General features: G+C 62.1%; 22 protein-coding genes. 11 read left to right on the top strand and 11 right to left on the bottom strand.

The window, feature by feature from the left end:
- Positions 1 to 6: 6 nt before the first annotated feature.
- From ACFQJC_RS08350 to ACFQJC_RS08340, 3 genes are all read left to right on the top strand, one after another.
- Positions 7 to 711, top strand: coding sequence for a hypothetical protein (locus tag ACFQJC_RS08350; protein ID WP_390222863.1), 705 nt, complete (start codon positions 7 to 9; stop codon positions 709 to 711).
- 50 nt (positions 712 to 761) lie between these two features.
- Complete coding sequence (locus ACFQJC_RS08345) at positions 762 to 1,472, top strand: MBL fold metallo-hydrolase (protein WP_390222862.1); 711 nt, start codon at positions 762 to 764, stop codon at positions 1,470 to 1,472.
- Positions 1,473 to 1,554: 82 nt separating this feature from the next.
- Positions 1,555 to 2,388: an alpha/beta fold hydrolase gene (locus ACFQJC_RS08340; RefSeq protein WP_390222861.1), complete on the top strand. Its 834-nt coding sequence runs from the start codon at positions 1,555 to 1,557 to the stop codon at positions 2,386 to 2,388.
- A 21-nt stretch (positions 2,389 to 2,409) separates the two neighbouring features.
- Here ACFQJC_RS08340 and ACFQJC_RS08335 read toward each other — a convergent pair whose 3' ends face one another.
- Positions 2,410 to 3,510: a DNA topoisomerase IV subunit A gene (locus ACFQJC_RS08335; RefSeq protein ID WP_390222860.1), complete on the bottom strand. Its 1,101-nt coding sequence runs from the start codon at positions 3,508 to 3,510 to the stop codon at positions 2,410 to 2,412.
- Positions 3,510 to 5,903 carry a DNA topoisomerase VI subunit B gene (locus ACFQJC_RS08330; protein WP_390222859.1) on the bottom strand — a complete coding sequence of 798 codons (2,394 nt, stop codon included), beginning with the start codon at positions 5,901 to 5,903 and terminating at the stop codon, positions 3,510 to 3,512. Before ACFQJC_RS08330 ends, ACFQJC_RS08335 begins: the two co-directional genes overlap by 1 nt.
- Before the next feature lie 191 nt (positions 5,904 to 6,094).
- On the opposite strand from ACFQJC_RS08330, the gene gyrB reads away from it, so the two are divergent.
- Entirely contained in the window at positions 6,095 to 8,014 is a 1,920-nt protein-coding gene (gene gyrB, locus ACFQJC_RS08325) for a DNA topoisomerase (ATP-hydrolyzing) subunit B (protein WP_390222858.1), read from the top strand.
- A gap of 1 nt (position 8,015) precedes the next feature.
- A complete protein-coding gene (gyrA, locus tag ACFQJC_RS08320; protein WP_390222857.1) occupies positions 8,016 to 10,616 on the top strand; it encodes a DNA gyrase subunit A in 2,601 nt (866 codons plus the stop codon).
- Between the two features lie 29 nt (positions 10,617 to 10,645).
- Here the strand turns inward: gyrA and ACFQJC_RS08315 are convergent, their stop codons facing one another.
- Together ACFQJC_RS08315 and rocF are read right to left on the bottom strand one after the other, a co-directional pair.
- The gene (locus ACFQJC_RS08315; RefSeq protein WP_390222856.1) at positions 10,646 to 11,116 is read right to left on the bottom strand and encodes an NUDIX domain-containing protein; all 471 of its coding nucleotides are present in this window, start codon (positions 11,114 to 11,116) and stop codon (positions 10,646 to 10,648) included.
- The gene (gene rocF / locus ACFQJC_RS08310; protein ID WP_390222855.1) at positions 11,116 to 12,015 is read right to left on the bottom strand and encodes an arginase; all 900 of its coding nucleotides are present in this window, start codon (positions 12,013 to 12,015) and stop codon (positions 11,116 to 11,118) included. The genes ACFQJC_RS08315 and rocF overlap by 1 nt, the downstream gene beginning before the upstream one ends.
- 138 nt (positions 12,016 to 12,153) lie before the next feature.
- On the opposite strand from rocF, the gene ACFQJC_RS08305 reads away from it, so the two are divergent.
- Positions 12,154 to 13,467 (top strand): TIGR00341 family protein, encoded by a 1,314-nt coding sequence (locus ACFQJC_RS08305; RefSeq protein ID WP_390222854.1) that lies wholly within the window; start codon positions 12,154 to 12,156, stop codon positions 13,465 to 13,467.
- A gap of 50 nt (positions 13,468 to 13,517) precedes the next feature.
- On the opposite strand, the gene ACFQJC_RS08300 is transcribed toward ACFQJC_RS08305, so the two are convergent.
- Positions 13,518 to 14,435: an NAD-dependent epimerase/dehydratase family protein gene (locus tag ACFQJC_RS08300; protein WP_390222853.1), complete on the bottom strand. Its 918-nt coding sequence runs from the start codon at positions 14,433 to 14,435 to the stop codon at positions 13,518 to 13,520.
- Positions 14,436 to 14,596: 161 nt separating this feature from the next.
- Between ACFQJC_RS08300 and ACFQJC_RS08295 the strand changes: the two genes are divergently transcribed.
- A complete protein-coding gene (locus tag ACFQJC_RS08295; RefSeq protein ID WP_390222852.1) occupies positions 14,597 to 15,130 on the top strand; it encodes an Rrf2 family transcriptional regulator in 534 nt (177 codons plus the stop codon).
- 168 nt (positions 15,131 to 15,298) lie between these two features.
- Here the strand turns inward: ACFQJC_RS08295 and ACFQJC_RS08290 are convergent, their stop codons facing one another.
- The 3 genes from ACFQJC_RS08290 to cdd form a co-directional block, all read right to left on the bottom strand.
- Positions 15,299 to 16,492: an NAD(P)/FAD-dependent oxidoreductase gene (locus ACFQJC_RS08290; RefSeq protein ID WP_390222851.1), complete on the bottom strand. Its 1,194-nt coding sequence runs from the start codon at positions 16,490 to 16,492 to the stop codon at positions 15,299 to 15,301.
- 170 nt (positions 16,493 to 16,662) lie between these two features.
- On the bottom strand, positions 16,663 to 17,481 hold the full coding sequence (locus ACFQJC_RS08285; RefSeq protein ID WP_390222850.1) for a nucleoside phosphorylase: 819 nt from the start codon (positions 17,479 to 17,481) through the stop codon (positions 16,663 to 16,665).
- Between the two features lie 73 nt (positions 17,482 to 17,554).
- Positions 17,555 to 17,977 carry a cytidine deaminase gene (gene cdd, locus ACFQJC_RS08280; protein ID WP_390222849.1) on the bottom strand — a complete coding sequence of 141 codons (423 nt, stop codon included), beginning with the start codon at positions 17,975 to 17,977 and terminating at the stop codon, positions 17,555 to 17,557.
- A 153-nt stretch (positions 17,978 to 18,130) separates the two neighbouring features.
- Here cdd and ACFQJC_RS08275 point away from each other — a divergent pair, with 153 nt between their 5' ends.
- A complete protein-coding gene (locus tag ACFQJC_RS08275) occupies positions 18,131 to 18,382 on the top strand; it encodes a DUF7520 family protein (protein ID WP_390222848.1) in 252 nt (83 codons plus the stop codon).
- Positions 18,383 to 18,426: 44 nt separating this feature from the next.
- Complete coding sequence (locus ACFQJC_RS08270; RefSeq protein WP_390222847.1) at positions 18,427 to 18,687, top strand: hypothetical protein; 261 nt, start codon at positions 18,427 to 18,429, stop codon at positions 18,685 to 18,687.
- A gap of 24 nt (positions 18,688 to 18,711) precedes the next feature.
- Here the strand turns inward: ACFQJC_RS08270 and ACFQJC_RS08265 are convergent, their stop codons facing one another.
- Positions 18,712 to 19,290, bottom strand: a complete 579-nt coding sequence (locus ACFQJC_RS08265) for a GNAT family N-acetyltransferase (RefSeq protein ID WP_390222846.1) — start codon at positions 19,288 to 19,290, stop codon at positions 18,712 to 18,714.
- A 131-nt stretch (positions 19,291 to 19,421) separates the two neighbouring features.
- Here ACFQJC_RS08265 and ACFQJC_RS08260 point away from each other — a divergent pair, with 131 nt between their 5' ends.
- Positions 19,422 to 21,410: an AMP-binding protein gene (locus ACFQJC_RS08260; protein WP_390222845.1), complete on the top strand. Its 1,989-nt coding sequence runs from the start codon at positions 19,422 to 19,424 to the stop codon at positions 21,408 to 21,410.
- 131 nt (positions 21,411 to 21,541) lie between these two features.
- Positions 21,542 to 22,003, top strand: a complete 462-nt coding sequence (locus ACFQJC_RS08255; RefSeq protein WP_390222844.1) for a hypothetical protein — start codon at positions 21,542 to 21,544, stop codon at positions 22,001 to 22,003.
- An 80-nt stretch (positions 22,004 to 22,083) separates the two neighbouring features.
- Here ACFQJC_RS08255 and ACFQJC_RS08250 read toward each other — a convergent pair whose 3' ends face one another.
- Together ACFQJC_RS08250 and ACFQJC_RS08245 are read right to left on the bottom strand one after the other, a co-directional pair.
- Positions 22,084 to 22,479, bottom strand: coding sequence for a type II toxin-antitoxin system VapC family toxin (locus tag ACFQJC_RS08250; protein ID WP_390222843.1), 396 nt, complete (start codon positions 22,477 to 22,479; stop codon positions 22,084 to 22,086).
- Positions 22,479 to 22,676 carry a DUF7557 family protein gene (locus ACFQJC_RS08245; RefSeq protein ID WP_390222842.1) on the bottom strand — a complete coding sequence of 66 codons (198 nt, stop codon included), beginning with the start codon at positions 22,674 to 22,676 and terminating at the stop codon, positions 22,479 to 22,481. The genes ACFQJC_RS08250 and ACFQJC_RS08245 overlap by 1 nt, the downstream gene beginning before the upstream one ends.
- Positions 22,677 to 22,700 lie beyond the last annotated feature (24 nt).

The raw sequence follows: 22,700 nt of genomic DNA, 5'->3' as shown, positions 1-22,700 counted from the left end.
ACATACATGTCAGTGTGCCGTCGTGATGGGCCGAGGGAACTCGCCGTCACCGCCGAGTGGGACGGCGGGTTCAGTTGGCTCGCACACCCGAACGACGACGGCCGTCGGGTCAGTCACGCGATTCGTGCAGACGACGGTATCTGGCTCGTAGACCCGCTCTCGGCACCGGGGTTGGACGAACGACTCGCGGCGCTCGGTCCCGTCGCTGGCGTCGCGGTGCTCTCGAACTGGCACACCCGCGACGCCGACGAAATCGCAAAACGACACGGCGTTCCCGTCTCGCTGCCGACGTGGGTGGACCGCGTCGAGAACGCGATAGAGACTGACGTCGTTCGTTACGAGACGGAACTCGCTGACTCCGGTCTCCAAATCCGTCGGCACGAACCGTTTTGGGGCTGGCGAGAGGCGTTCGCGTATCACGATTCGACGGGGACGCTCGTCATCCCGGACTCGCTCGGGACTGCACCGTCGTACACCGTGGGTGACGAACGAATCGGTGTCGAACTCTCACAACGACTGTTTCCGCCGGAAGACGTGCTCGGGTCGGTCGAACCGGACCGTATCCTCGTCGGACACGGCACTGGCGTGTTCCAAGAGGCGACCCTGGCACTGCGTGATGCGCTCTCGAACGCCCGGCGTCGAGCACCGCGCGCATTTCTGCAGAACACCGGTACGAAACTTCGGGCGCTACTCGAAGCCTTCAGACGTTAGCTCACTACCGCTATCGTGGGATTGACCACCGTCGAATACGACTACAGTGTATGTCCATCAAACACGACGGTCTCGACGTCTCGTGGCTCGGCTACGCGACCGTACGCATCGAATCGCCGGACGGCTACGTTCTGTACATCGACCCCGGTCGCTACGGCGTCCTCGACGACTACTACGCCCGCGACGGCGACCTCATTCTTGTCACCCACGACCACCACTACGACTCGGGCGCAATCGAGCAGGTTGCGGACGACGGTGCGACCGTCGTCGCCTTCGAAGGCGTCGATGCCTCGAACATCGACCGCGACGTGGTCCCGGTCGAAGAACTCCCCTACGACACCCGCCGAATCGCCGAAGAAGCCCACCTCACCATCGACGGCGTGGACGTGTGGAGCCTCCCGGCCTACAACGAACCCGACGGCCCGCACCTGAGAGATAACGGCGAACCGTACCACCCCCGCGGACTCGGCTGTGCGTTCCACGTCTCTATCGGAGGCCGAACCGTCTTCTGGCCCGGCGACTCCGACGCGCTCGACGGCTTTCGTCACCTCGAAGTCTCGCTGTTCCTCGCCAACATCGGCGGCACCGTCGTGATGGACCGCCACGAAGCTGCCGACCTCGCCGAGGCGCTGGACCCCGACCTCGTGCTGCCAATCCACTACGACACGATTCCCATCCTCGAAGCGGACGACGAGGCGTTCGTCTGCGACGTCGCAAAGCGCGGGATTCCAGTCGTGTTGGACGACCCGAGTGAACGATAGGGAGACGGCGAACGAGACAGACGAACCGGCGTAGCTGTCACCCAACAGAACGGTTTTGCGTTTTCGCCGCGTGTGTGCCTACATGGACCTCGAATACGGCATGCTCGATGGTCGGCGGCCGTACTACCGAATCGGTGACACCGACGGCGAACCGCTCGTCATCCTCCCCGGTCTCTCCGACTCCCTCCAGCGAGACGAACCGAACCGCGGGACTGCGATGGCGCTCGCCGGACTCTACCGCTCGTTTCTCGACCGCGACGTGTGGGTCGTCGGCCGCCGCCGTCACATCCCCGCCGGTTCGACGACGCGCGACATGGCGGCCGCCTACGCGACTGTCATCGACGAGTACGACCTCTGGCCTGCGGACGTGATTGGCGTCTCGCTCGGCGGACTCGTCGCTCAGTACCTCGCCGCGGAGTACGCCGACTACGTGGATTCGGTCGTCCTCGTCTCCTGTGGTGCGCGACTCGGTGGCTACGGCGAAGAACTCGCAAAGCGCTGGCGAACGATGGCCGGCAAGGGCGAGTGGAGCGAAATCATCGCCGACACCGAACGGAAGTCGGCACCGGGCTATCAGCGTCAGGTGCTCCCGTCGATGATTCGCGTGGCCGGGCGGTTCGTGGACCTCAGACCCGAGGTTCCAGCCGATGTGGTTCTCTCGCTCACCGCGGCGCTCGAACACGACGCCCGCGACGTGCTCGGCGATATCGACGCCCCGACGCTCGTCGTCGCCGGCGACAACGACCGCCTGTTCCCGGAACCACGGGTCCGAGAACTCAAAGACGGCATCGACGACTCGACGCTCGCGCTGTTCAAAGGCGCGGGTCACGGACTGGCGACGAGCAAGCCAAAACGAGTGAACGAAATCAGTAGGCGCTTCTTCGACGGGTTCCGCGGAGACGGGTTGTATCCCTGACTCCGCGGGGGGCGTTCCGACTTAGATAATCCCCATCTCGTCGAGACGGGTCGGCAGGTACTCCTCGGTCACGAAGTCCAGACCGCGCGCGGCGAGTGCCTGCTGTTCTGCCTTCTTACCGATGTCGAGTTGGAGTTCGATTTGCTCCTCCCAGTAGTCGGTCATAAAGCGCGGGTCGTCCAACTCGGACTTCAGGGCGTTGATGTCGGAGTCCGCCAGCGGGTCGGTCGGCAGGTCGTATTCGACGATGTCCTGCGGTTGGATGCCGACGAATTTGGCCTCCGGCGTGGCGAGGTACTCCGAGAGGTGAGCCGACTTGATAGAGCCGTAGGCGACCGAACCGAAGATACGGTACGACCACGGGTCACCGTCTGTGAAGACCACCACGGGGACGTCGAGTTCGTCGTGGAGGCGCTTGGTGATGCGTCGAGTCGCCCGCGCCGGTTGGCCACCGAGGTGGACGACGAGCGTGTTGTACTCCTCGTCGAAGCCGTTTTCCACGAGTCTGTCGCGCATCCCGCCGGTCTCGACGCACATCACGAAGTCGATGTCGTGTTCGAGGAACTCGATGGTATCGGGGTTGTTCGGAATCTGGTAGCCGCCCTGGCCCACGTCCAGTTGACAGTGAATCTCGCGGTCACCGCGGTTCGTCTGCTCGCGGATTTTGAGTGGCCCCATGAGCTTCGCGCCGGACTCTTCCGGGCGCATGTGGAAGTCTTCACGCGTGACGTTCGAGACGATTTCGAGGTCTTCGATGAGTTGGTTCGATTCGTCCTGATTCGAGAAGTGGGCGTCCTTGGCGTCCCACGATTCGGAGAGGTAGTACAACTCACGAAGGGTGGACGACCGTCCCTCGTCCAGTTGTCGAGCGAGGAACTCGATGGTGTAGGTCGCCTTCAGGAGTTTCTGTGCCCCGCGGACGCTGTTGGCCGACCGCTTGGACGTTCGGTCCCCATAGACCCAGACGTGCGAGTCCTCGTCGTACTCGATGTTGCTCTTCGTCCGCGTCGGGAGTTCCATCGTCGGAATCTCCCCCGCGACGAACTGGTCGTAGAAGTCAGCTGCGAGGTCGATGAGTCGCTCGCGGGCGACTTCGTCCGAATGTTGCTTTTTAGATGCCATTATACGTTCACCGTGAGTTTCTCGGTTTCGACGCCATCGACGTTGATGTCGAACGACGCGTCCTGTTCGACCGTGTAGGTGAGCGTCACCGTCTCACCAGACGAGACCGTGGGGTTCCACTTGATGAACCACTCGCCGTCGAGGTCTACCACCTGCGCCTCGCCGTTGAGTCCGCCGGGTTCGGCAGAGACGATTTCGGTGATATCCGGCGACTCGTTCGTGCTCGAATAGTTCTTGACCGACAGCGTGACCGTTCCGTCTTCGACCACTCGCTCGACGCTGACGTTGTTCATGATGCGAGCGAGCGCGCCGTCGATGTTCGGTTGGTCGTTACCGGTGACCTCGGCGAGTTTCGTCGCCATCTGCGGGAGGATGCGGCCGATAACGTCCTGTTTCTGGCGGCGCTTTTGGAGCGAACGGCGCTTCTTGAGGTAGGACTTGAGTTCGCGCGAAGCCTCGCGGATGGCGAGTTCGACTTCGTCACGGATGGCGGGCACGTCGGCGAGCGCGTCCTTCGATTCGCTCGTGAAGGGCACGTTCGTCGAAGCGACGTGGACCATGAGGACCGCCGGACCGTTCGGCATGCCGCTGCCGCCCGGTTGGTCGAGACCGTAGTTCCGCCAGCCGATTCCCTTCACGACTTGCGTGATGGCACACGCACCTTGCTGGTAGACCAGCGGCACGCGGTTCGCAAAGCGAAGCAGGTCGATTTTCCCTTCGGCTTTGATTTCGCCGCCGTAGGCGATACCGGCCTCGACGATGAAGGGGTCGCCGCCGTGGACTTCGGCATCGCGCGTCGCCGCGGCGTAGAAGTCTGCGTCGAACTCTTTCTTGAGACCCGCTTCGACCAGTTCCGGGGTGATAGGCGAGAGGCAGTCCGTCGGCGGTGCGAGAATGTCGGCCTCGCGCATCGCTTCGAGCAGGTCGCGGGCGATGTCGCGGTCGTCGGAGATGACACGAACGGTCGGTACGTCGTCCGAGACGGTTCGCATCCGCGACCAAATCGCCTCGACGATGTTCTCCTGTGCGGTCTCGCCGTAGGTCTCGTCTTCGCGTTCCTTGGTTCGCTCTGCGGCCCAGCGGACGAACTCTTCGATATCCACTTTCGAGGCACGGTCTTTCTCGTCGGTGCTCTCGGCGAACTGCGTCGAGAGCGACCGCGCCATCGACGACTTGCCGGCGTCGTCTTTCTGCGTCGAAGCCACCTCGTCGATGATGGCGTAGATATCCGCTTCGCGCGAGTCGGTGAGGAGCGGCCACACCGCCTCGACGACGTTCGCTTGGACGGTATCCCCGAAGGAGGTGCCCGTCTCCTCGCCGACGCTGGCGGCGACGTTCGAGACGAGAGTCACGAGTTCCTCGTGGGCGATGCGGTCCTTGCCGAGGATTTTGTCGGTCAGTTCCTCGGCGAATTTCGCGGTCGGTCCCTGCCCTTTGTTCGAGACGGCGTCTTCGACGACGGCGACGAGTTCGTGCTGTCCCTCGACCGGCGTCTTCCACGTCATCTCGCGGCCGAAGTGCCGGTCGCGGAACGAGTTGACGATCTTCTCGGAGGTCTTCGCGCCCACGCGAGTGAACTCCTCTTGGAGGAATCCGGAGACGGAGTAGGAGTCCGTCGCGTTGAGCATCTTCAGGAGCGTCCCGAGTTCGACCCCGTGGGGGTGCGGGCGAATCTCCTTGGTCTGGCGCGGGAGTTGGTCCGTCGCCCGCTCGAACTTCATCGGTGCATCGAGACCGGGTTCCCGAAGTTCGATGCGGGCGTGCGGGTTCACGACTGCCGTGTGTTGGATGTAGTCGTGGAGTTGCTGGCGGGCGCGCATGTTGGCCTCCATCTCGACCTCGATGCGCGTGCCGTGCGGGCGGTCCCACGAAGTCGTCTTCGCGGTCCGAATCTCCGGCTCGTTCTTGTCGGTGTCGATGACGAGTTCGAAGTACTCCGCGTCTTGGGAGCCTTGGGTCCGACTCGTGATTTTCGCCGGCTTCCCGCTCGTCAGTTGTGAGTAGAGAACCGCCGCAGAGATACCGATACCTTGCTGACCACGCGACTGTTCGCGGGCGTGGAAGCGCGACCCATACAGGAGTTTCCCGAACACCTTCGGGACTTGCTCTTTGGTGATGCCGGGACCGTTGTCCTCGATGACGAGGCGATAGTAGTTACCCGCCTCCGAGATTTCAACGTAGATGTCCGGTTGGATGCCGGCTTCCTCTGTGGCGTCTAACGCGTTGTCAACCGCCTCTTTGACGGCGGTGACCAACCCGCGGGCTCCGCTGTCGAAGCCCAGCATGTGCTTGTTTTTCTCGAAGAACTCGGCGATGGAGATTTCGCGCTGGCCTTTCGCCAGCTCCTCAGCAATCCCCTCGTCTTCGCCGAGCGTCGATTGGAACGACGTCATTTCCTATGGCGCTTCTACCCAGTCCCGATTTAAGAACTCACCGGCACCGGAGTGAAAGTGAACGCGGCCGCAGAGTCACTCGAATTTCGCCCGCGATGCGCCCAGACGCGTCGGCAAAGCGACTGTTTAGTAAGTAGTTCGCGCCCGCGCGTGCGAGGCTTTAAGGGACGCGCTATCCTAGGCCAGTTCAGATGTCACAGGAAAACGAGTACGGTGCCGGACAGATTCAAGTCCTCGAAGGGCTTGAGGCAGTCCGCAAACGTCCGGCGATGTACATCGGGTCTACCGATTCCCGTGGTCTTCATCACCTTGTCTACGAAGTCGTCGATAACTCTATCGACGAAGCTCTAGCTGGGTACTGTGACGCTATCGAAGTGGCCCTTCACGAAGACGGGTCCGTCAGCGTCACCGACAACGGCCGCGGCATCCCGGTAGATACCCACGAACAGTACGACCGACCTGCCCTCGAAGTCATCATGACGATTCTGCACGCGGGCGGGAAGTTCGACAACAAGTCCTACCAGGTCTCCGGCGGTCTCCACGGCGTCGGCGTCTCCGTCGTCAACGCGCTTTCGACCACGCTCGAAGTCGAAGTCAAACGCGACGGCGGCGTGTACGTCGATACGTTCGAAGCGGGCGAACCCGTCGAAGGTGCCTTCGAGCGCGTTCGTGACCTCGAACCCGACGAAGACACCGGGACGACCATCACCTTCTGGCCGGACGACGATATCTTCGAGACGACTGAGTTCGACTTCACGACGCTCGAAAATCGCCTCCGCGAACTCGCCTTCCTCAACTCCGGGGTCGAGATTTCGCTCCGCGACGAGCGAACCGAACAGGAGTCCACCTTCCTCTTCGAGGGCGGCATCCGCGAGTTCGTCGAGTACCTCAACGAGACGAAGACGCCGCTCCACCGCGACGTCATCTACTACGAGGACGAAGACGAGGGCATCGCCGTCGAAATCGCCATGCAGGCGACCGACGAGTTGCAGGGGTCGATTCACGCCTTCGCCAACAACATCAACACGCGCGAAGGTGGCTCGCACCTGACCGGATTCAAGACGGCGCTCACCCGCGTCGTCAACGACTACGCGAACTCCGAGGACATGCTGTCGGACCTCGACGGCGACAACCTCCGCGGCGAAGACGTCCGCGAAGGACTCACCGCCGTCATCTCCGTCAAGCACCCCGACCCGCAGTTCGAGGGGCAGACGAAGACGAAACTCGGCAACTCCGAGGTTCGCGGCATCGTCGAGAGCATCACCCACCAGCAACTCGGCACCTACTTCGAGGAGAACCCCGACGCCGCGCAGGCGATTATCTCGAAGGCAGTCGAGGCCGCACGCGCCCGCAAGGCCGCAAAGCAGGCCGAAGAGCTGACACGGCGCAAATCCGCACTTGAATCGACGTCGCTGCCGGGGAAACTCGCCGACTGTCAGTCGCGCGACCCGGCGGAATCCGAACTCTTCGTCGTGGAGGGAGACTCCGCAGGCGGCTCTGCGAAACAGGGCCGCGACCGCAAGTTCCAGGCGATTCTCCCCCTGCGCGGGAAGATTCTGAACGTCGAAAAGCACCGTCTCGACCGGATTTTGGAGAACAACGAGGTTCGGGCGCTCATCACCGCAATCGGCGCGGGTATCGGCGACGAGTTCGACATCGAGAAGGCTCGTTACCACCGCATCATCCTGATGACCGACGCCGACGTTGACGGCGCGCACATCCGGACGCTGCTGTTGACGCTGCTCTACCGGCACATGCGCCCGCTCATCGAGGCAGGATACGTCTACGCCGCCCAACCGCCGCTCTACCGGGTTCGCTACCGTGGGAACACCTACGACGCGATGACCGAGGAAGAGCGCGACCGGATTATCGAAGAGGAGTGCAACGGCAACCCCACCCAAGTCCAGCGGTTCAAGGGTCTCGGCGAGATGAACCCCGACCAACTCTGGGAGACGACGATGAAGCCCGAAAACCGGGTTCTCAAGCAGATCAACGTCGATGACGCCGCCGCCGCAGACCGGATGTTCAACATCCTCATGGGCGACGCAGTCGGCCCCCGAAAGGAGTTCATCAAGGACCACGCGAAGGACGCCGAATGGGTAGACATCTAAGATGAGTTCAGACGACGCATTCGAACCCGGCGCGGGCATCGCGGCGGAAATCAAGAACACACGCATCGAACAGGAGATGGAGCAGTCGTACATCGACTACGCCATGTCCGTCATCGCGGGACGCGCCCTGCCGGACGTCCGCGATGGTCTCAAACCCGTCCACCGTCGCATCCTCTATGCGATGCACGAAGCGGGCGTGACCGCCAACTCCTCGCACCGGAAGTCTTCCTCTATCGTGGGCGAGACGATGGGTGACTACCACCCGCACGGCGACTCCGCCATCTACGACGCGCTCGCGCGTCTGGCACAGGACTTCTCGATGCGCTACCCGCTCGTCGATGGACAGGGGAACTTCGGTTCGGTTGACGGCGACCCGCCGGCCGCGATGCGCTACACGGAAGCGCGGATGTCCCCCATCGCCGAGGAACTCCTCGAAGACATCGACAAGGACACCGTCGATTTCCAATCCAACTACGACGACCGCAAACAGGAACCGACGGTGCTGCCGTCGTCGTTCCCGAACCTGCTCGTCAACGGCTCTTCCGGGATTGCCGTCGGGATGTCCACCAACATCCCGCCGCACAACCTCGGTGAGATTATCGACGCGACGGTCGAACTCATCGACCGCCCCGACTCGACGGTCGAAGACCTCATGGAGCACGTCAAGGGACCGGACTTCCCGACGGGTGCGAACATCGTCGGCCGCAACGCGGTCCACAAGGCGTACAAGACGGGTCGCGGCCGAATCCGCGTCCGCGCCGACTTCGACGTTGACGAGGAAGCCAACCGCATCATCATCAACGAACTCCCGTTCCAGGAGAACAAGGCGCGACTCATCGAGCGCATCGCCGACGACGTGAACGCCGGCAAGATAGAGGGCATCCGCGACATCCGCGACGAGTCCGACCGCGACGGTATCCGCGTCGTCATCGAACTCAAGCGCGGCGCGATGGGCGAGGTCGTCAAGAACCAACTACTCGACAACCACCTCGAAGTTACCTTCGGGATGATCAACCTCTCGCTGGTCGATGGCCAGCCACGAGTGCTCACCCTGAAGGAGACGCTCGAAGAGTACCTCAACCACCGACGAGAGGTCGTCCGCCGACGCTCCGAGTACGAACTCGACGAAGCCGAAGACCGGGCGCACATCCTCGAAGGTCGGCTGAAGGCGCTCGACGACATCGACGCGGTGGTCGAGACGATTCGAAACTCCGAGAGCCGCGACGACGCGAAAGCCGCACTGCAGGGCGAACTCGTCGTCGAAGTCGATGGCGAACCGCTCCCGACGTTCGACTTCTCCGAAGAGCAAGCAAAGCACATCGTTGCGATGCAACTCGGTTCGCTCACCTCGATGGAGACGGCCGAACTCAAAGAGGAGTACGAAGACGTCCAGGCGACCATCGAGCGACTCGAAGCCATCCTCGCGGAGGCGAGCGAACTCGACGCGGTCATCAAGAGCGAGTTGCAGGACATCAAAGACGAGTACGCCGACGACCGGCGCACCTCCTTCGTCGCCAACACCGGCGAAGTCACACGCGCCGACCTCATCGCCGAGGAAGACGTGGCCGTCGTCGTCAGCGAAGACGACTACATCAAACGCATGCCCATCGCACGCTTCCGCGCCCAACGCCGCGGCGGCAAGGGCATCATCGGCACCGACCTGAAAGAAGGCGACAGCGTCTCGTCGGTGTTCGTCGCCAACACCCACGACGACTTACTCTGCTTTACGAATCACGGGCAGGTCTACCAACTCAAGACCTACCAAGTGCCGGAGATGTCGCGGACCGCCCGCGGCAAGTCCGCGGTCAACCTGCTCGACTTCGACGACGGCGAGGAGATTACCGCCGTCGTCAACTGCGACGATTTGGAGGAGATAGACGGCTACCTGACGATGGTGACGAAAAACGGCTACATCAAGCGCACCAGCGTCGATAACTTCCAGAACATCCTCTCGACGGGCATCATCGCCACGAAACTCGACGACGGCGACCAACTCGTGGACGTGGAGGTCACCGACGGCACCCGTGACCTCGTCATCGGCACCGAAGGCGGCATGTCCATCCGCTTCGACGAAGACGAAGTCCGGGCGATGGGCCGGTCGGCCCGCGGTGTCCGCGGCATCAAACTGAGCGAAGACGACTACGTCGCGGGCGTGGCCGCCATCGACGAGGCCCACGACAGTTGGGTGCTCACGGTGACGAAGAACGGCTACGGCAAGCGCACCGATATCGACGCCTACCGCGCCCAATCGCGCAACGGCAAGGGACTCATCGACATCAAGGCCAACGAGCGAAACGGCCCGGTCTGTGCCATCAACACCGTCGGCGAGGGCGACGACCTCGTCGTCATGTCCGACCAGGGCCAGATTATGCGAACCCCCGTCGAAGAACTCTCGACGGTCGGTCGGAACACGATGGGCGTCATCGTGATGGACCTCGATGCGGGCGATTACGTCTCCTCTGTGGACGTGATTCCGTCGTCGATGGTCGGTGAGGGTGAGGAAGTCGAAGGCGCAGAAGTAGACGCCGAAGAAGCAGACGCCGAAGAAGCAGACGCAGACGCTGAAGAGACATCAGCGGAAGCGGAAGAAGTAGACGAATAACTCCGTCCGACGCGGATTTTTTGACGCGGTTACTGTTCGACGGTCGCCCGCTCTTTCGTCAAGTCGTAGGTGTAGTGCCGAGATTTCCGCTCTTCGAGCCACTCGCGGAGGGGTTCGACGCGTGGCCGGTAGGTGAGTAAGTTTCCGAGTTCCGACAGCGGGAGGAACTCCGCCTGCTCGATTTCGTCGTCGGGGTCGTTCGGCGTCGGTTGGGCGGTCTCGTCGGTTGCGACGGCGTGGTAGAACCGCTGGAGGTAGATTCGCCGGTCGGGACCGCGGATTTCGGTCGTGAAGGCGAGCGACTGGACTTCGACTTCGAGACCGGTCTCTTCGGCCGCCTCGCGCGCGGCGGTTTCGGCGAAGAACTCCCCGGGTTCGGAGCCACCTTTCGGGAGTCCCCAGCGGTCCTTCTCGTAGACGGCGAGGACGGCGTTGTCGCGGAGGACGACGACGCCGGCGGCCAGGTCGTGCGGGGCCGGTTGGTCTCTCGGGGCCGACATCAGAGGATGCGCTTTCCGAGCGCGCTGGCCGCGAGTTCGGTCGCAAGTTCGGCCGTCTCGTTGTGCTGGTCGAGAATCGGGTTGACCTCGACGAGTTCGAACGAGCGCATCGCGCCGCTCTCGGCGACGAGTTCCATCGCTTCGTGCGCTTCTCGATAGGTCGCACCGCCGCGGACGGGCGTCCCGACACCGGGTGCTTCGCGGGGGTCGAGCCAATCGAGGTCCAGACTGATGTGGACGCCGTCGGTGCCGTCGGTCGCAACGTCGAGCGCGTCGTTCGTCACTTCGACGATGCCGCGTTCGTCGATATCCGACATCGTGAACGCGGTGATGTCGCTGTCTCGAATCGCCGCCGCCTCGGTTTTATCCACGTCGCGCAGGCCGACGATGGCGACGTTCTCCGCGCTCAGTCCGCTCGCGTTCGCCCAGTCGGTGGCTTCGAAGTCGCCGACGCCGAGTGCGGCGGCGAGGGGCATCCCGTGGACGTTGCCGGAGGGCGAGGTTTCGGGCGTGTTGTAGTCGCCGTGGGCGTCGAACCAGACGACGCCGATATCGGCGTCGCGGGCGCTCCCGACCATCGAACCGATGGCGATAGAGTGGTCGCCGCCGAGGGCGAGTGGCGTCCATCCGTCGGCGAGCGCCGTCGAAACCGCGTCCGCGAGCGTCGTGGTCACCTCTCGGACTTCGTGGAGGTGCTTCGCATTGTCGGACCCAGCGTCGGGGTCGTGGGTCGCGTGGTGGGGCACCGACAGGTCGCCGGCGTCCTCGACCGATACGCCCGCGGACGTGAGCTCGTCCGCGAGACCGGCGTATCGAATCGCCGAGGGACCCATATCGACGCCACGGCGGTTCGCGCCGTAGTCGGTCGGTGCGCCCAGAATTTTCACGTTTCGTTCCATAACCTGTTGCACTCGGTGAGGGACTTTAGTGGCATCGAAACACCCACTCAGATGGACACATCACTCCAGAGAACCGTTCGGGTAACGAAGAGGTCAGTGAAACACACTTTTTAGCGAGTCGTCGCCCACTCTGTATCCATGCGCCTGCTCCAACTTCGCGTCGAACACGACACACTCGATGCCGTGCTCGATGCGCTTCGAGGGGAAAACGTGGACCCGGTCGTCTTGCCGACGTACGACGGCGAGAATTCGGACGAGAGCAGGTATCTCGTCGTGTTTCCCCTGCCGACAGAGGCGGTAGACCGCATCCGCGAGGCGCTCGAAGAGACGGGATTCGAAGAAGAACACCTCGTCATCGGAACGGCCGAATCGGCGAAGACACCCCACTACGAGGAACTCATCGACCGGTACGTCGAGGGCGACGAAGAAGAAGAGCGCATCTCGAACGACGAGATTCGAACGAAAGCCCGAAATCTGCACCCGCAACCGACCGCCTACTACGGGATGACCGTCCTGAGCGCGCTGGTGGCGACGGCCGGTCTCCTCCTCGACTCGCCGGCGCTCGTCGTCGGGTCGATGGTCATCGCCCCGCAGGTCGGTGCGGCGCTGACCGGGAGCGTCGGTCTCGCGTTGGGCGAGAGCAAGATGTTCAGGTCCGGGCTTCGCTCGACCATCGTCGGCTTGACCGTCGCTATCGTCACCGCGGCGCTACTCGGATGGGGCCTCAAAACCGCGCAGTTCGTCCCGACGGCACTGAGCGTCACCACTATCGAGCAGATTGCGAGTCGAACGTCGCCGGGGTTGTTGACTCTCCTCGTCGCCCTCTGTGCGGGTGCAGCGGGGGGAATCGGTCTCGCAACCGAACTGCCGGTCTCCATCGTCGGCGTCGCCGTCGCCGCCGCGACCGTCCCCGCCGCCGCGGCCATCGGTATCGGCATCGCGTGGTTGCTCCCGCCGGTTGCGATGGGGGCGTTCACCCTGCTCGCGGTCAACGTCGCGGGCATCGTCTTCGCGGGCACGCTCTCGCTGTGGTACCTCGGCTACCGACCCGGTTTCTGGGAGGCGACCGACTCGACGCGCGAACGTCTCGAAGCCGTCCTGGCGGACCGCGCCACGTGGGTCGCAGTGGCGTTCTTGCTCGTGGCCGCAGTCGGTCCCGGCGTGCTCCTCACCACACACATCGCCTTCGAAAACCAGACGACTGGCGCGGTTCAGTCGGTTCTCGACGGACCGGAGTACGACGCGCTCGAACTCGCGTCGATACGCGTCGATTTCGACACCCTCGGCGTCGGCGATTCGACCCGCGAAGTCACCGTCACGGTTCGACGCCCGGCGGACCAACCGTATCCCGCGCTCGGACCACAACTCAGTCAGGCGATTAGTGTTGCGACCGGGGCGGAGGTGAGAGTAGTCGTGGAGTTCGAAGACGAACAGCGCGTGTCTCCGCAGTAGGCCTGGAGGCGGTCATCTGCGGTGATTCGAGAGTAGCGACGGCCGGCGCGTCAGTCGAGATACGGTTCGCAGACGCGCTCGACGCCTTCTTCGAACGAGATTTCGGGTTCCCATCCCGTCGCCTCGTTGATTTTCGTGTAGTCGGCCATCGTGTCGTGGACGTACACCTCGAACGGATTCTCGATGTACGCCGGTTCGACGTCGGTTCCGAGTACGTCGTTTATCATCTCGACCATCGTGTTGAACGAGTAACTCTCGCCCGTTCCGAGGTTGTAGATTCCCTGCAGGCGGTTGTCCGCGGCGAGTTCGAGACCGCGAACGACGTCGTCCACGTGCGTGAAATCACGCGTCTGCGACCCGTCGCCGAACAGTTCGGGGCGCTCGCCGTTGGCAATCTTGTCGGCGAACTGTGCGACCGTGTTGGCGAACTCGCCTTTGTGTTCTTCCGCGCCGCCGAAGCCCTGATAGACCGAGAAGAATCGGAGGCCGGCGAGTCGCATGTCGTAGTGGTGGTGGAAGTACTCGGCGTAGCGTTCGCGGGCGAGTTTGGAGGCCTCGTAGCCGGTTCGCGCTTCGACCGGCATGTCCTCTGGCGAGGGTTCGATCCGGGACCCGTAGATAGACGACGTAGAGGCGTAGACGACCGTTTCACAGCCGTCGTCGCGGGCCTGTTCGACGGTGTTGACGAACCCCTCGACGTTGACGCGAGCACCCTGCGTCGGGTCCTCCTCGTGCATCGTGTACGACGAGAGCGCTGCGAGGTGGAAGACGACATCCACGTTTTCGGTCGGCAAGTCGTCGTCGAGAACGGTCGTATCGTGGAACTCCACCGAATCGTCGAGGTTCGTTGGTGTGCCGAGATACAGGTCGTCGATAGCAACGACATCGTTCGTCGCCGCGAGGTGATTCGCAAGGTTCGACCCGATGAATCCTGCACCACCGGTGACGAGGACGCGTTTGCCGTTCATACATCAGCCGACATCTGTCTCGCGGAAATGTCTATCGACACTCCGACGTGCGCTAGTTCAAACGCAACATTCATGGACGAGAGTAAGATTCGAAGTAGACGAACGACAAATTCGCTAGGTTATCCATCGCATTTAAGGACGTAAGCCGCGAACCAATCTCCATGTCGTCAATTGAACTGACTTCCAGTCAGAAAACCATCCTCACTGCACTCATCAATCTGTACCGGCAGTCGGAAGATGCAGTGAAAGGTGAAGATATCGCCGCGGAAGTCAATCGAAATCCGGGGACGATTCGTAACCAGATGCAGAGCCTCAAAGCGCTTCAACTCGTCGAGGGGGTTCCGGGACCGAAGGGGGGCTACAAGCCGACCGCGAACGCCTACGAGGCGCTCGACGTCGAGAAGATGGACGAGCCAGCGGTCGTGCCGCTCTTCCACAACGACGAGCGGGTCGAGAACGCGAACGTTGACGAAATCGACCTCTCCAGCGTTCACCACCCCGAACTCTGCCGCGCAGAGATTCACGTACAGGGGTCGGTACGCGACTTCCACGAGGGCGACAAGATTCGCGTCGGCCCGACGCCACTCTCGAGACTCGTCGTCGATGGCACCATCGACGGAAAGGATGACACGAGCAACATCCTCATCCTCCGCATCGACGACATGCAGGCGCCGGTCGGCGAACCTCAGCACTAATCTCTCCACTCTTCTCTCTCATTTCTTCGGACGCTTGTCCGACGTGTGAGTGGCGACACGCTCGTATCATAGACTGAGCGAGTGCTCCGACCGTAGGCTACCACCGACAGAGCAGTCGCTCCCGGATGAACAGCAAAAGAAGACGGTCGCTCCGTCCGTGAATCTACCTTACAGGTCGCTCCACGCGTTGAGCGCGCGGTTGTAGGTCGTCACGTCGGCAATCCAGTTCGCGGCGATGCTCTTCTTGAGGACGCGTGCGGGGAGACCGCCGAACACGTTGACGGGAACGTCGCCGAAGACGGGGACTTTGACGCCGTGTGCGACGGCGTCGTGGCCGATGGAGATGACCGTCCCCTTGTCCTCGTAGGACCAGCGCTTGAGCGGGCGACCTTCGACGGCGCGGGCGATGTTCTCACCGACGACGTCTGCGGCGGTCCAGGCGGCCTGTGCGGTCGGCGGGGCGACGTTGTCCGTGCCCTGTTCGATGAGCGCACAGTCACCGATTGCGAAGACGCGCTCGTCGCTGGTCTGGAAGTCGTCCTCCGCGAAGAAGCGGTGCGAGCGGTCGTCCTGTTCGAGGTCGATGTCCGTCGCTTCGGGTTGGCCCGTGATGCCGCCCGTCCAGACGAGCACGTCGTACGGGAGTTCTTCGGGGTCTTCGTCCTCGCCGCCGCCGAGGTAGACGGTCTCCTCGTCAACCTTGGAGATGAAGTCGCCGGTCAGAATGTCGATATCGAGGTCTTCGAGACGGCGGCGGAGCGCCCCCTGCAGTTCGGGGTCGTTGCCGGGGAAGATTTGGTCCATCCCTTCGACGAGTTGGATGTCGATGGAGGCGCGGTTGAGGTCGCGGTATTCGGCGACCTCGGCGGCCGTCTGGATACCGGAGAGACCGGCACCGCCGATGATGACCTTCGCGGGGTCGTCACGGGAGGCGTCGGCGGCCGCTTGCTTGATGTCCTGGTGGATTTCGCGGGCGTCGTCGAGACCCTTGAGTTGGTGGGAGAACTCTTCGAGACCTTCGATACCGAAGAAGGCGGTCGAAGAGCCGATAGCGACCAGAAGGTAGTCGTATTCGACCGACTCGTCGCCCTCCAGTTCGACGACGCGCTCGTCGGTGTCGATTTCGACGGCGCGGCCCTTGACGAAGTTCGTCTCGGGGGCCTTCACGTCGTCAATCGGCAGCGCGATGCTGTTCTCGACGCTCGGGTCGCGGATACAGCGGTGGACCTCGTGCAGCACGAGGTGGTAATCGTGCTCGGAAACCCACGTCAGTTCTGCGTCCGGACCGAGGTCCTGTTCGAGGCGCTTTACCGCACCGGCACCGGCATACCCGGCGCCAACAACGACGACCTGCGTACTCATGTGACCGACTCCGTAGGCATCAGATAAATGGGCTTTGAAACGCGCGGGCGAATCGCGGTCTGTAGCCCCGAAAATCGAGGATTCCGTCGAAATCAGATTTCGACGGTTGTCGGTTAGTTCAAGCGTGAATCAGATTAGCAATTAGTGTAGCCGAGGGGCGAAAAGAGAATCTATTCGAGGCTCAGACCGGGGTGCCAGTGGTCTACGTCTGCGTCGTCTTTGACTTGGTCCATCTTTGCGAGCAAGTGCACGGCGAGGCTGGCCACTTCGGCGGCCCGAGACTCGCCTTCGGTTCGGAACTCGCCGGTGACGCGATTCGCGTAGACGGAACACACCGCGCCCGCGCGAAGGCCGTAGATGTTGGCAATCGTCATCAGCGCGGCGGCCTCCATCTCGATGTTCTTCACGTTCGCGTTCTGGAGTTCCTCGACCAGTTCTTCGGAGCCAGCGGCGCGGAAGCCCTCGTGGCCGGGACGGCCCTGTCCGGCGTAGAACGAGTCGGCGCTCATCGTCAGGCCGACGTGGTAGTCGTAGCCGAGTCGTTCGGCGGCGGCGACGAGCGCGGAGACGACTTCGTGGTCGGCGACGGCGGGGTAGTCCTCGCGGACGTACTCTTTCGAGGTTCCCTCCTGTCGGACCGCACCCGAGGTGATGACGAGGTCACCGACCTCCATCTCGGGTTGGATGGCCCCACAGGAACCGACGCGGATGAACGTGTCTACGCCCACGCGTGCGAGTTCTTCGACGGCGATTGCGGCCGATGGACTACCGATTCCCGTCGAGGTGACCGAGATAGGCGTCCCGTCGTAAGTGCCCGTCGCCGTGCGGTACTCGCGGTGGTAGGCGCGTTCTTCGTGGTCGTCCCACAGCGGCGTGATTTTGTCGAGGCGCTCGGGATTTCCGGGAAGCAACACGGCGTTCGCAACGTCTTCGGGACCGACTTCGATGTGATATTGGACCTCCGCGTTCGGGTCCTCGCTATCGTTCATAGCTGTACTCACGGGGGGAAAGTGGAAATTCTTGCGTTTGTCGAAAACGAGTGTAGCTGGTCGAAACCCCGTGCTATTCTTCTTCCCGACGCTTCTCGGCCGCCTTTTCGAGCGTGTCGAGCGAAATCGTGTTCGGCAGGAGTTCGCCCAGCGTGTAGGTCGCAACCTCCCCGTCGCCGAGGTCACACACGACTTCGAGGTCTTCGTCGCAGAACTCGGCGAGGGTCTGGCGACACATCCCGCACGGGGTCACGCCGTCGCGGGCACCCGAGGTGACGACGAGGCGGTCGAACTCTGTATATCCATTCTTGACGGCTTCGGCGATGGCGACTTCTTCGGCGTGGAGGCTGTTGGAGTAGTTCGCGTTCTCGATGTTACAGCCGACGAACACCTCGCCGTCGGTCGTTTGGAGGGCCGCCCCGACGGTGTACTCGGAGTACGGAACGTAGGCACTGTCGAGGACGGCGCGGGCGCGTTGGATGAGAGAATCGGACATCGTACGCGAAATTTGAGGGGCTGGCGTTTAGTTCGTTGCGTTGCTCGGCGCACGTGGTGTGTGTGCAATAGTGGTGTCTGCGGGGGTGGTGTGCGATTCGAGCCATCGACGCGTGCCGCAAGCGACTATACGCCTCGGTCCTAACGCGGCGCTGTGAGCGATAGAATGGGTGGCCGGCGTATCCTCCTCGTCGTCGGCGCAAGCGTCGTAGCAATCTCGGGCATCCTCGGCCTGTTCATCGGCGAGAACGGCAAACAAGTCGCCGCATCGATTGACTTCTACGGACTCGTCTCCCTCCCGACGACGCCGTTGGCGGTGAGCCTCTACGGGATGGTGCTCTCTGCCGTCGCACTGGGGGTTCTGTTCGCACTCGTGGAGTTCGCCTCTCGGTGGGACGAAGCCTGACCCGAAGGCGGACTGTTTTTGCACATCGACGCCCGAGGAGAGGTATGGACGCGTCTGCATCGTCGTCGAAAGCAACTGGTGACCCCGCTCCCGGACCGCTGCCGGAAGACGAGCAGAAGAAGAACCGAACGCGTGCGGCGCTCGCAACGGCACCGTTTCTCGCACTCGGTCTCGTGACCGTCGTGCTCGTCCTGTTGCAGGGGCTCGAACCGTTGTGGGGGTTCGCAATTCTCCCTCCGATTCTGTTCTGCAGCGTGCTCACCTACATCGTCTTCAGCACCGACTTCCTCGAAGGACGAAGCTGAACGGAGTCGGTACGCACTGAGTTCTCAGCGCCGCAGGTTGGTCGAATACTTCGTCTTCGCACTCTCGTCGTAGCCGAAGTCCTCGGCGGTCAACTCCGGTTCTCGTGGCTCGCCGGACGCCTTCGGTGTGGCCGTCTTGAACCGCTCGCGGAGGCGCGGTGGCATCATGAAGTCGCCGAGTCGGACCGCAATCGCACCGTCGTCGTCCTCGCGCACGCGTTCGAGGTGTTCTCGAATCCCCTCGGGGAGCGACGACGATTCGACCGGTTCGAAGCCGAACTGCCTGCAGTAGCGGTGTGCTGACGAGAAGGCGTAGACCGTGTCGAATCCCTCGATACGGGCGCGGTCCACGAGTCGTTCGACGACGTGCGCGCCGACGCCCTGATTTCGCCAGCGCGTGGGGACGCCCACGCAGGTAATCTCACAGAACGGGTCGTCGCCCTTGTGGACGCGAATCCGGCCGAACCCCGCCTTCTGGTTCGACTCCTCGTCGAGGGCGACGACGTAGTCGCGCGAGCGGAACGCGCCGTCGTCGAATCCCAACTCCTCTAAGGTATCGAGTAACCAGACTTCGTCCCGGTTCTTAGCATCCCGGACGTACATATGATACTATACCAATCCGGGAGACAAAAACACCCCGGCGAGTTGAAGGGTGAACACGGCCGGACACGATTCGGCGAATACCGGATGATAGAACGGTAAAGATTGATGTGGACGGTCACGGTAGGTCGGTTATGGACGTACCCGACACCGACACCGTGGTCCACGAACCGGACCCGGCGTTCGTTGACGCCGCGAACGTCACGCAGTTCATGCGCGAGTACGACATCGATTCGTACGACGAACTCATCGAGCGAACGACGAGCGAGATTCCCGGCGTCGGAGCCTCCGGCGTCGATTGGTTCTGGGACGAACTCGTCGAGTATCTCGGCATCGACTTCTACGAAGACTACGACGCCGTCCGCGACGACGAGCGCGGACCGCAGTTCTCCGAGTGGTACCCCGGCGGCGAGATAAACGTCGCCCACAACGTCCTCGACCGACACGCCGCGGTCGATTCCGGGAATCGGAACCGCGTCGCCTGCATCTGGGAAGGCGAGGACGGCGAAGTCGTCCAGCAGACCTACCACGACCTGTATCGGGAGGCCAACCGCGTCGCCAACGTCCTCGAATCCTACGGCGTCGAGACGGGCGATACGGTCGGTCTCTACATGCCGATGGTCCCCGAAGTCATCTCGATTCTCTACGGCTGTTTCAAAGTCGGCGCAATCGCCGTCCCCATCTTCTCCGGATTCGGCGTCGATGCGACGGCGACCCGCCTCGAAGACCCCGAGTGTTCCGTTCTCTTCACCGCCGACGGCTTCTACCGCCGTGGCTCCGAACTCGGCCTGAAAGAGACCGCAGACGAGGCTATCGAACAAGCCGGATGCGTCGAAAACGTCGTCGTCTACCAGCGATTCGAAGACTCGGACGTTCCGTGGACCGACGGGCGCGACGAGTGGTGGGACGACGTGGTCGGCGAGGCCGACAGCGAGTACGAGACGAAGCACCTTCCCTCGGACGCCGAGTCGATGCTCCTCTACTCGTCGGGGACGACCGGCAAGCCGAAAGGCATCGTCCACACCCACGCGGGCGTCCAGATGCAGACGGCCAAGGAGATTCACTTCGGCTTCGACCAGAAGCCGTCTGACCGCTTCTTCTGGGTCTCCGATATCGGGTGGATGATGGGTCCGTGGACGCTCATCGGCAACCACACCTTCGGCGGCACCATCTTCATGTACGAAGGCGCGCCGGACTACCCCGAACCCGACCGCTTCTGGGACATGATAGAGCGCCACAAAATCACCACGTTCGGCATCTCGCCCACGGCGATTCGCGCACTCCGCAAGTACGACGACGAGTACGTCGATTCGCACGACCTGTCGAGTCTCCGTCTGCTCGGTTCGACCGGCGAGCCGTGGGACCCCGAATCGTGGCAGTGGTTCTACGACCACGTCGGCGGGAGCAGCGCCCCCATCATCAACATCTCCGGCGGGACCGAAATCTGCGGCTGTTTCCTCATGCCGATGCCTACCCAACCCCTCAAACCGTGTTCGCTCGGCGGTCCCGGACTCGGCATGGACATCGACATCGTCGATAGAGAAGGCAACTCCATCGCCGACACCCACGAACGCGGCTTCCTCGTCGCCCGCGACTCCTGCCCCTCTATGACCAAGAGCCTCTGGTCGGGTGACGAGCGCTACCTCGACACCTACTGGTCCGAGTGGGACGACCTCTGGAACCACGGCGACTGGGCGCAAAAGGACGAAGACGGTTTCTGGTTCCTCCACGGGCGCGCCGACGACGCGCTCAACGTGGCCGGCCGAAAGGTCGGACCCGCGGAGGTCGAAGGCGCGCTCATCGAACACGAATCGGTGAATCAAGCCGCCGCCGTCGGCGTCCCCGACGACACCACCGGCACGGCCGTCGTCGCCTACGTCGTCCTCGAAGACGACGTTGCGGAGAGCGACGAACTCCGCGAAGCACTCCGCGACGTTGTGGGCGAAGAACTCGGCAAGCCCTTCCGCCCACGCGAGATTCTCTTCGTAGACGAGTTCCCGAAGACGCAGTCAGGGAAAATCATTCGCCGCGCCATCTCTTCGATTTACGCGGGCGAGGACCTCGGCGACATGAGCAGTATCGAGAATCCCGAGGCGCTGGAGAAAATCAAGAACGCGTCGTAGAGCGGTTCGTCGGTTTTCTATTTGGGTGGTGCTATTGGAATGGATATTTGCAGACGAGTTGTTAGTACCGTGCTGAATGCAGAGCATAGTCAGCAGCGTACTATTCGTCTTTGAAAGATGGTTTATTGGAGATGCGTAAGAGCAGGCGGTTCATCTCGGGAGTTCTGTTTCTCGGGGCAATCATCGTCCTGGTTCGCCCTGTAAGAGATGTAGTGGCTCTCCCGTTTGAGATTGTTCTACAACCGCTCTTGGTCACAGTTGGGCTACTTCCGACAGCACTCATCGCAGCGTTCGCTGTTGGTTTGATTGCAATTCTACTCGTGAGTCGTAGCACTCTGAATGAAGTAGAGCAGTACACCATCACTGCTGTTCTCGGAATTGTGAGTATAGGTTCGTGGTTGCTATTCGTCACCGGAACTGACCCCGGCTATCAAGAGGCAATACCCGACCTCGTGATACCATTTTTACTGCGAATACCGTTCGCTGACTCGACCTTGCTCCTCTACTTTGGGATGTATCTTCTGCTCATCGCAGGAAGTAGCCTCGTTGGAGGAATGCTACTGCGAAAACTGATGCAGCAGATTGGTGGATAGACCCTCGATGTTGCACACGACTTTTGACGACGACTTGGATGCGACCGCAAAATCCGACACCCCAGAGCCGCTTTGAAAGATTAATACGGGCCGGATTTCCGAACAGAGAGTAGTTCACGGAGGCCTTCGGTATCGAAGTCAGCATCGGAGACGGCAAGTTCCTTCCCGGCAGAGCGGGCTGTCGCCGCAATCATCAGGTCGCGTGGCGACATGGGAGTTCCCGATTCGAGAAGATGGGTTTGCATCCGGGCGGCTTCAAGCGCGACTTCCTCCGAGAAGTCAAGCGCGGTGACTCGTCCGAAATTCTCACGCGCCCCGATGAGGTCTGTCTGACCTGCTGAGAACACCTCACCAGCGAGAACTTCGTAGACACAGATACTGGAGGTGACTATAACTGGCTGCTCATCGACGAACTCGACGATTTCTTCGACCCCATCGAGGTAATCGATAATGACCGAGGAATCGAGGAACGTCACTACTCGTAGCTCTCTCGGGAACGCTTGATTGCTTCACGAGCCTTTTCGGCTTTGTCAGTTCCCTTCCACGCGCCGGCGTTCATCCCCGAGCCTTCGTTCGCCAGTCGGTCGAGGAATTCGTCCCAACTCTCGTCTTCGCGTTTCAGCCTCGCAAGCTTCTGCTTCGTCTCGTCAGAGACGCGAATTGACGTGCTCATATGCATACATTGTGTATGCATCCA

The sequence above is a fragment of the Haloferax namakaokahaiae genome (assembly GCF_042663225.1).
GTDB classification, from domain to species: Archaea; Halobacteriota; Halobacteria; order Halobacteriales; family Haloferacaceae; genus Haloferax; species Haloferax namakaokahaiae.
This window is presented reverse-complemented; position numbering and strand designations above follow the sequence as displayed.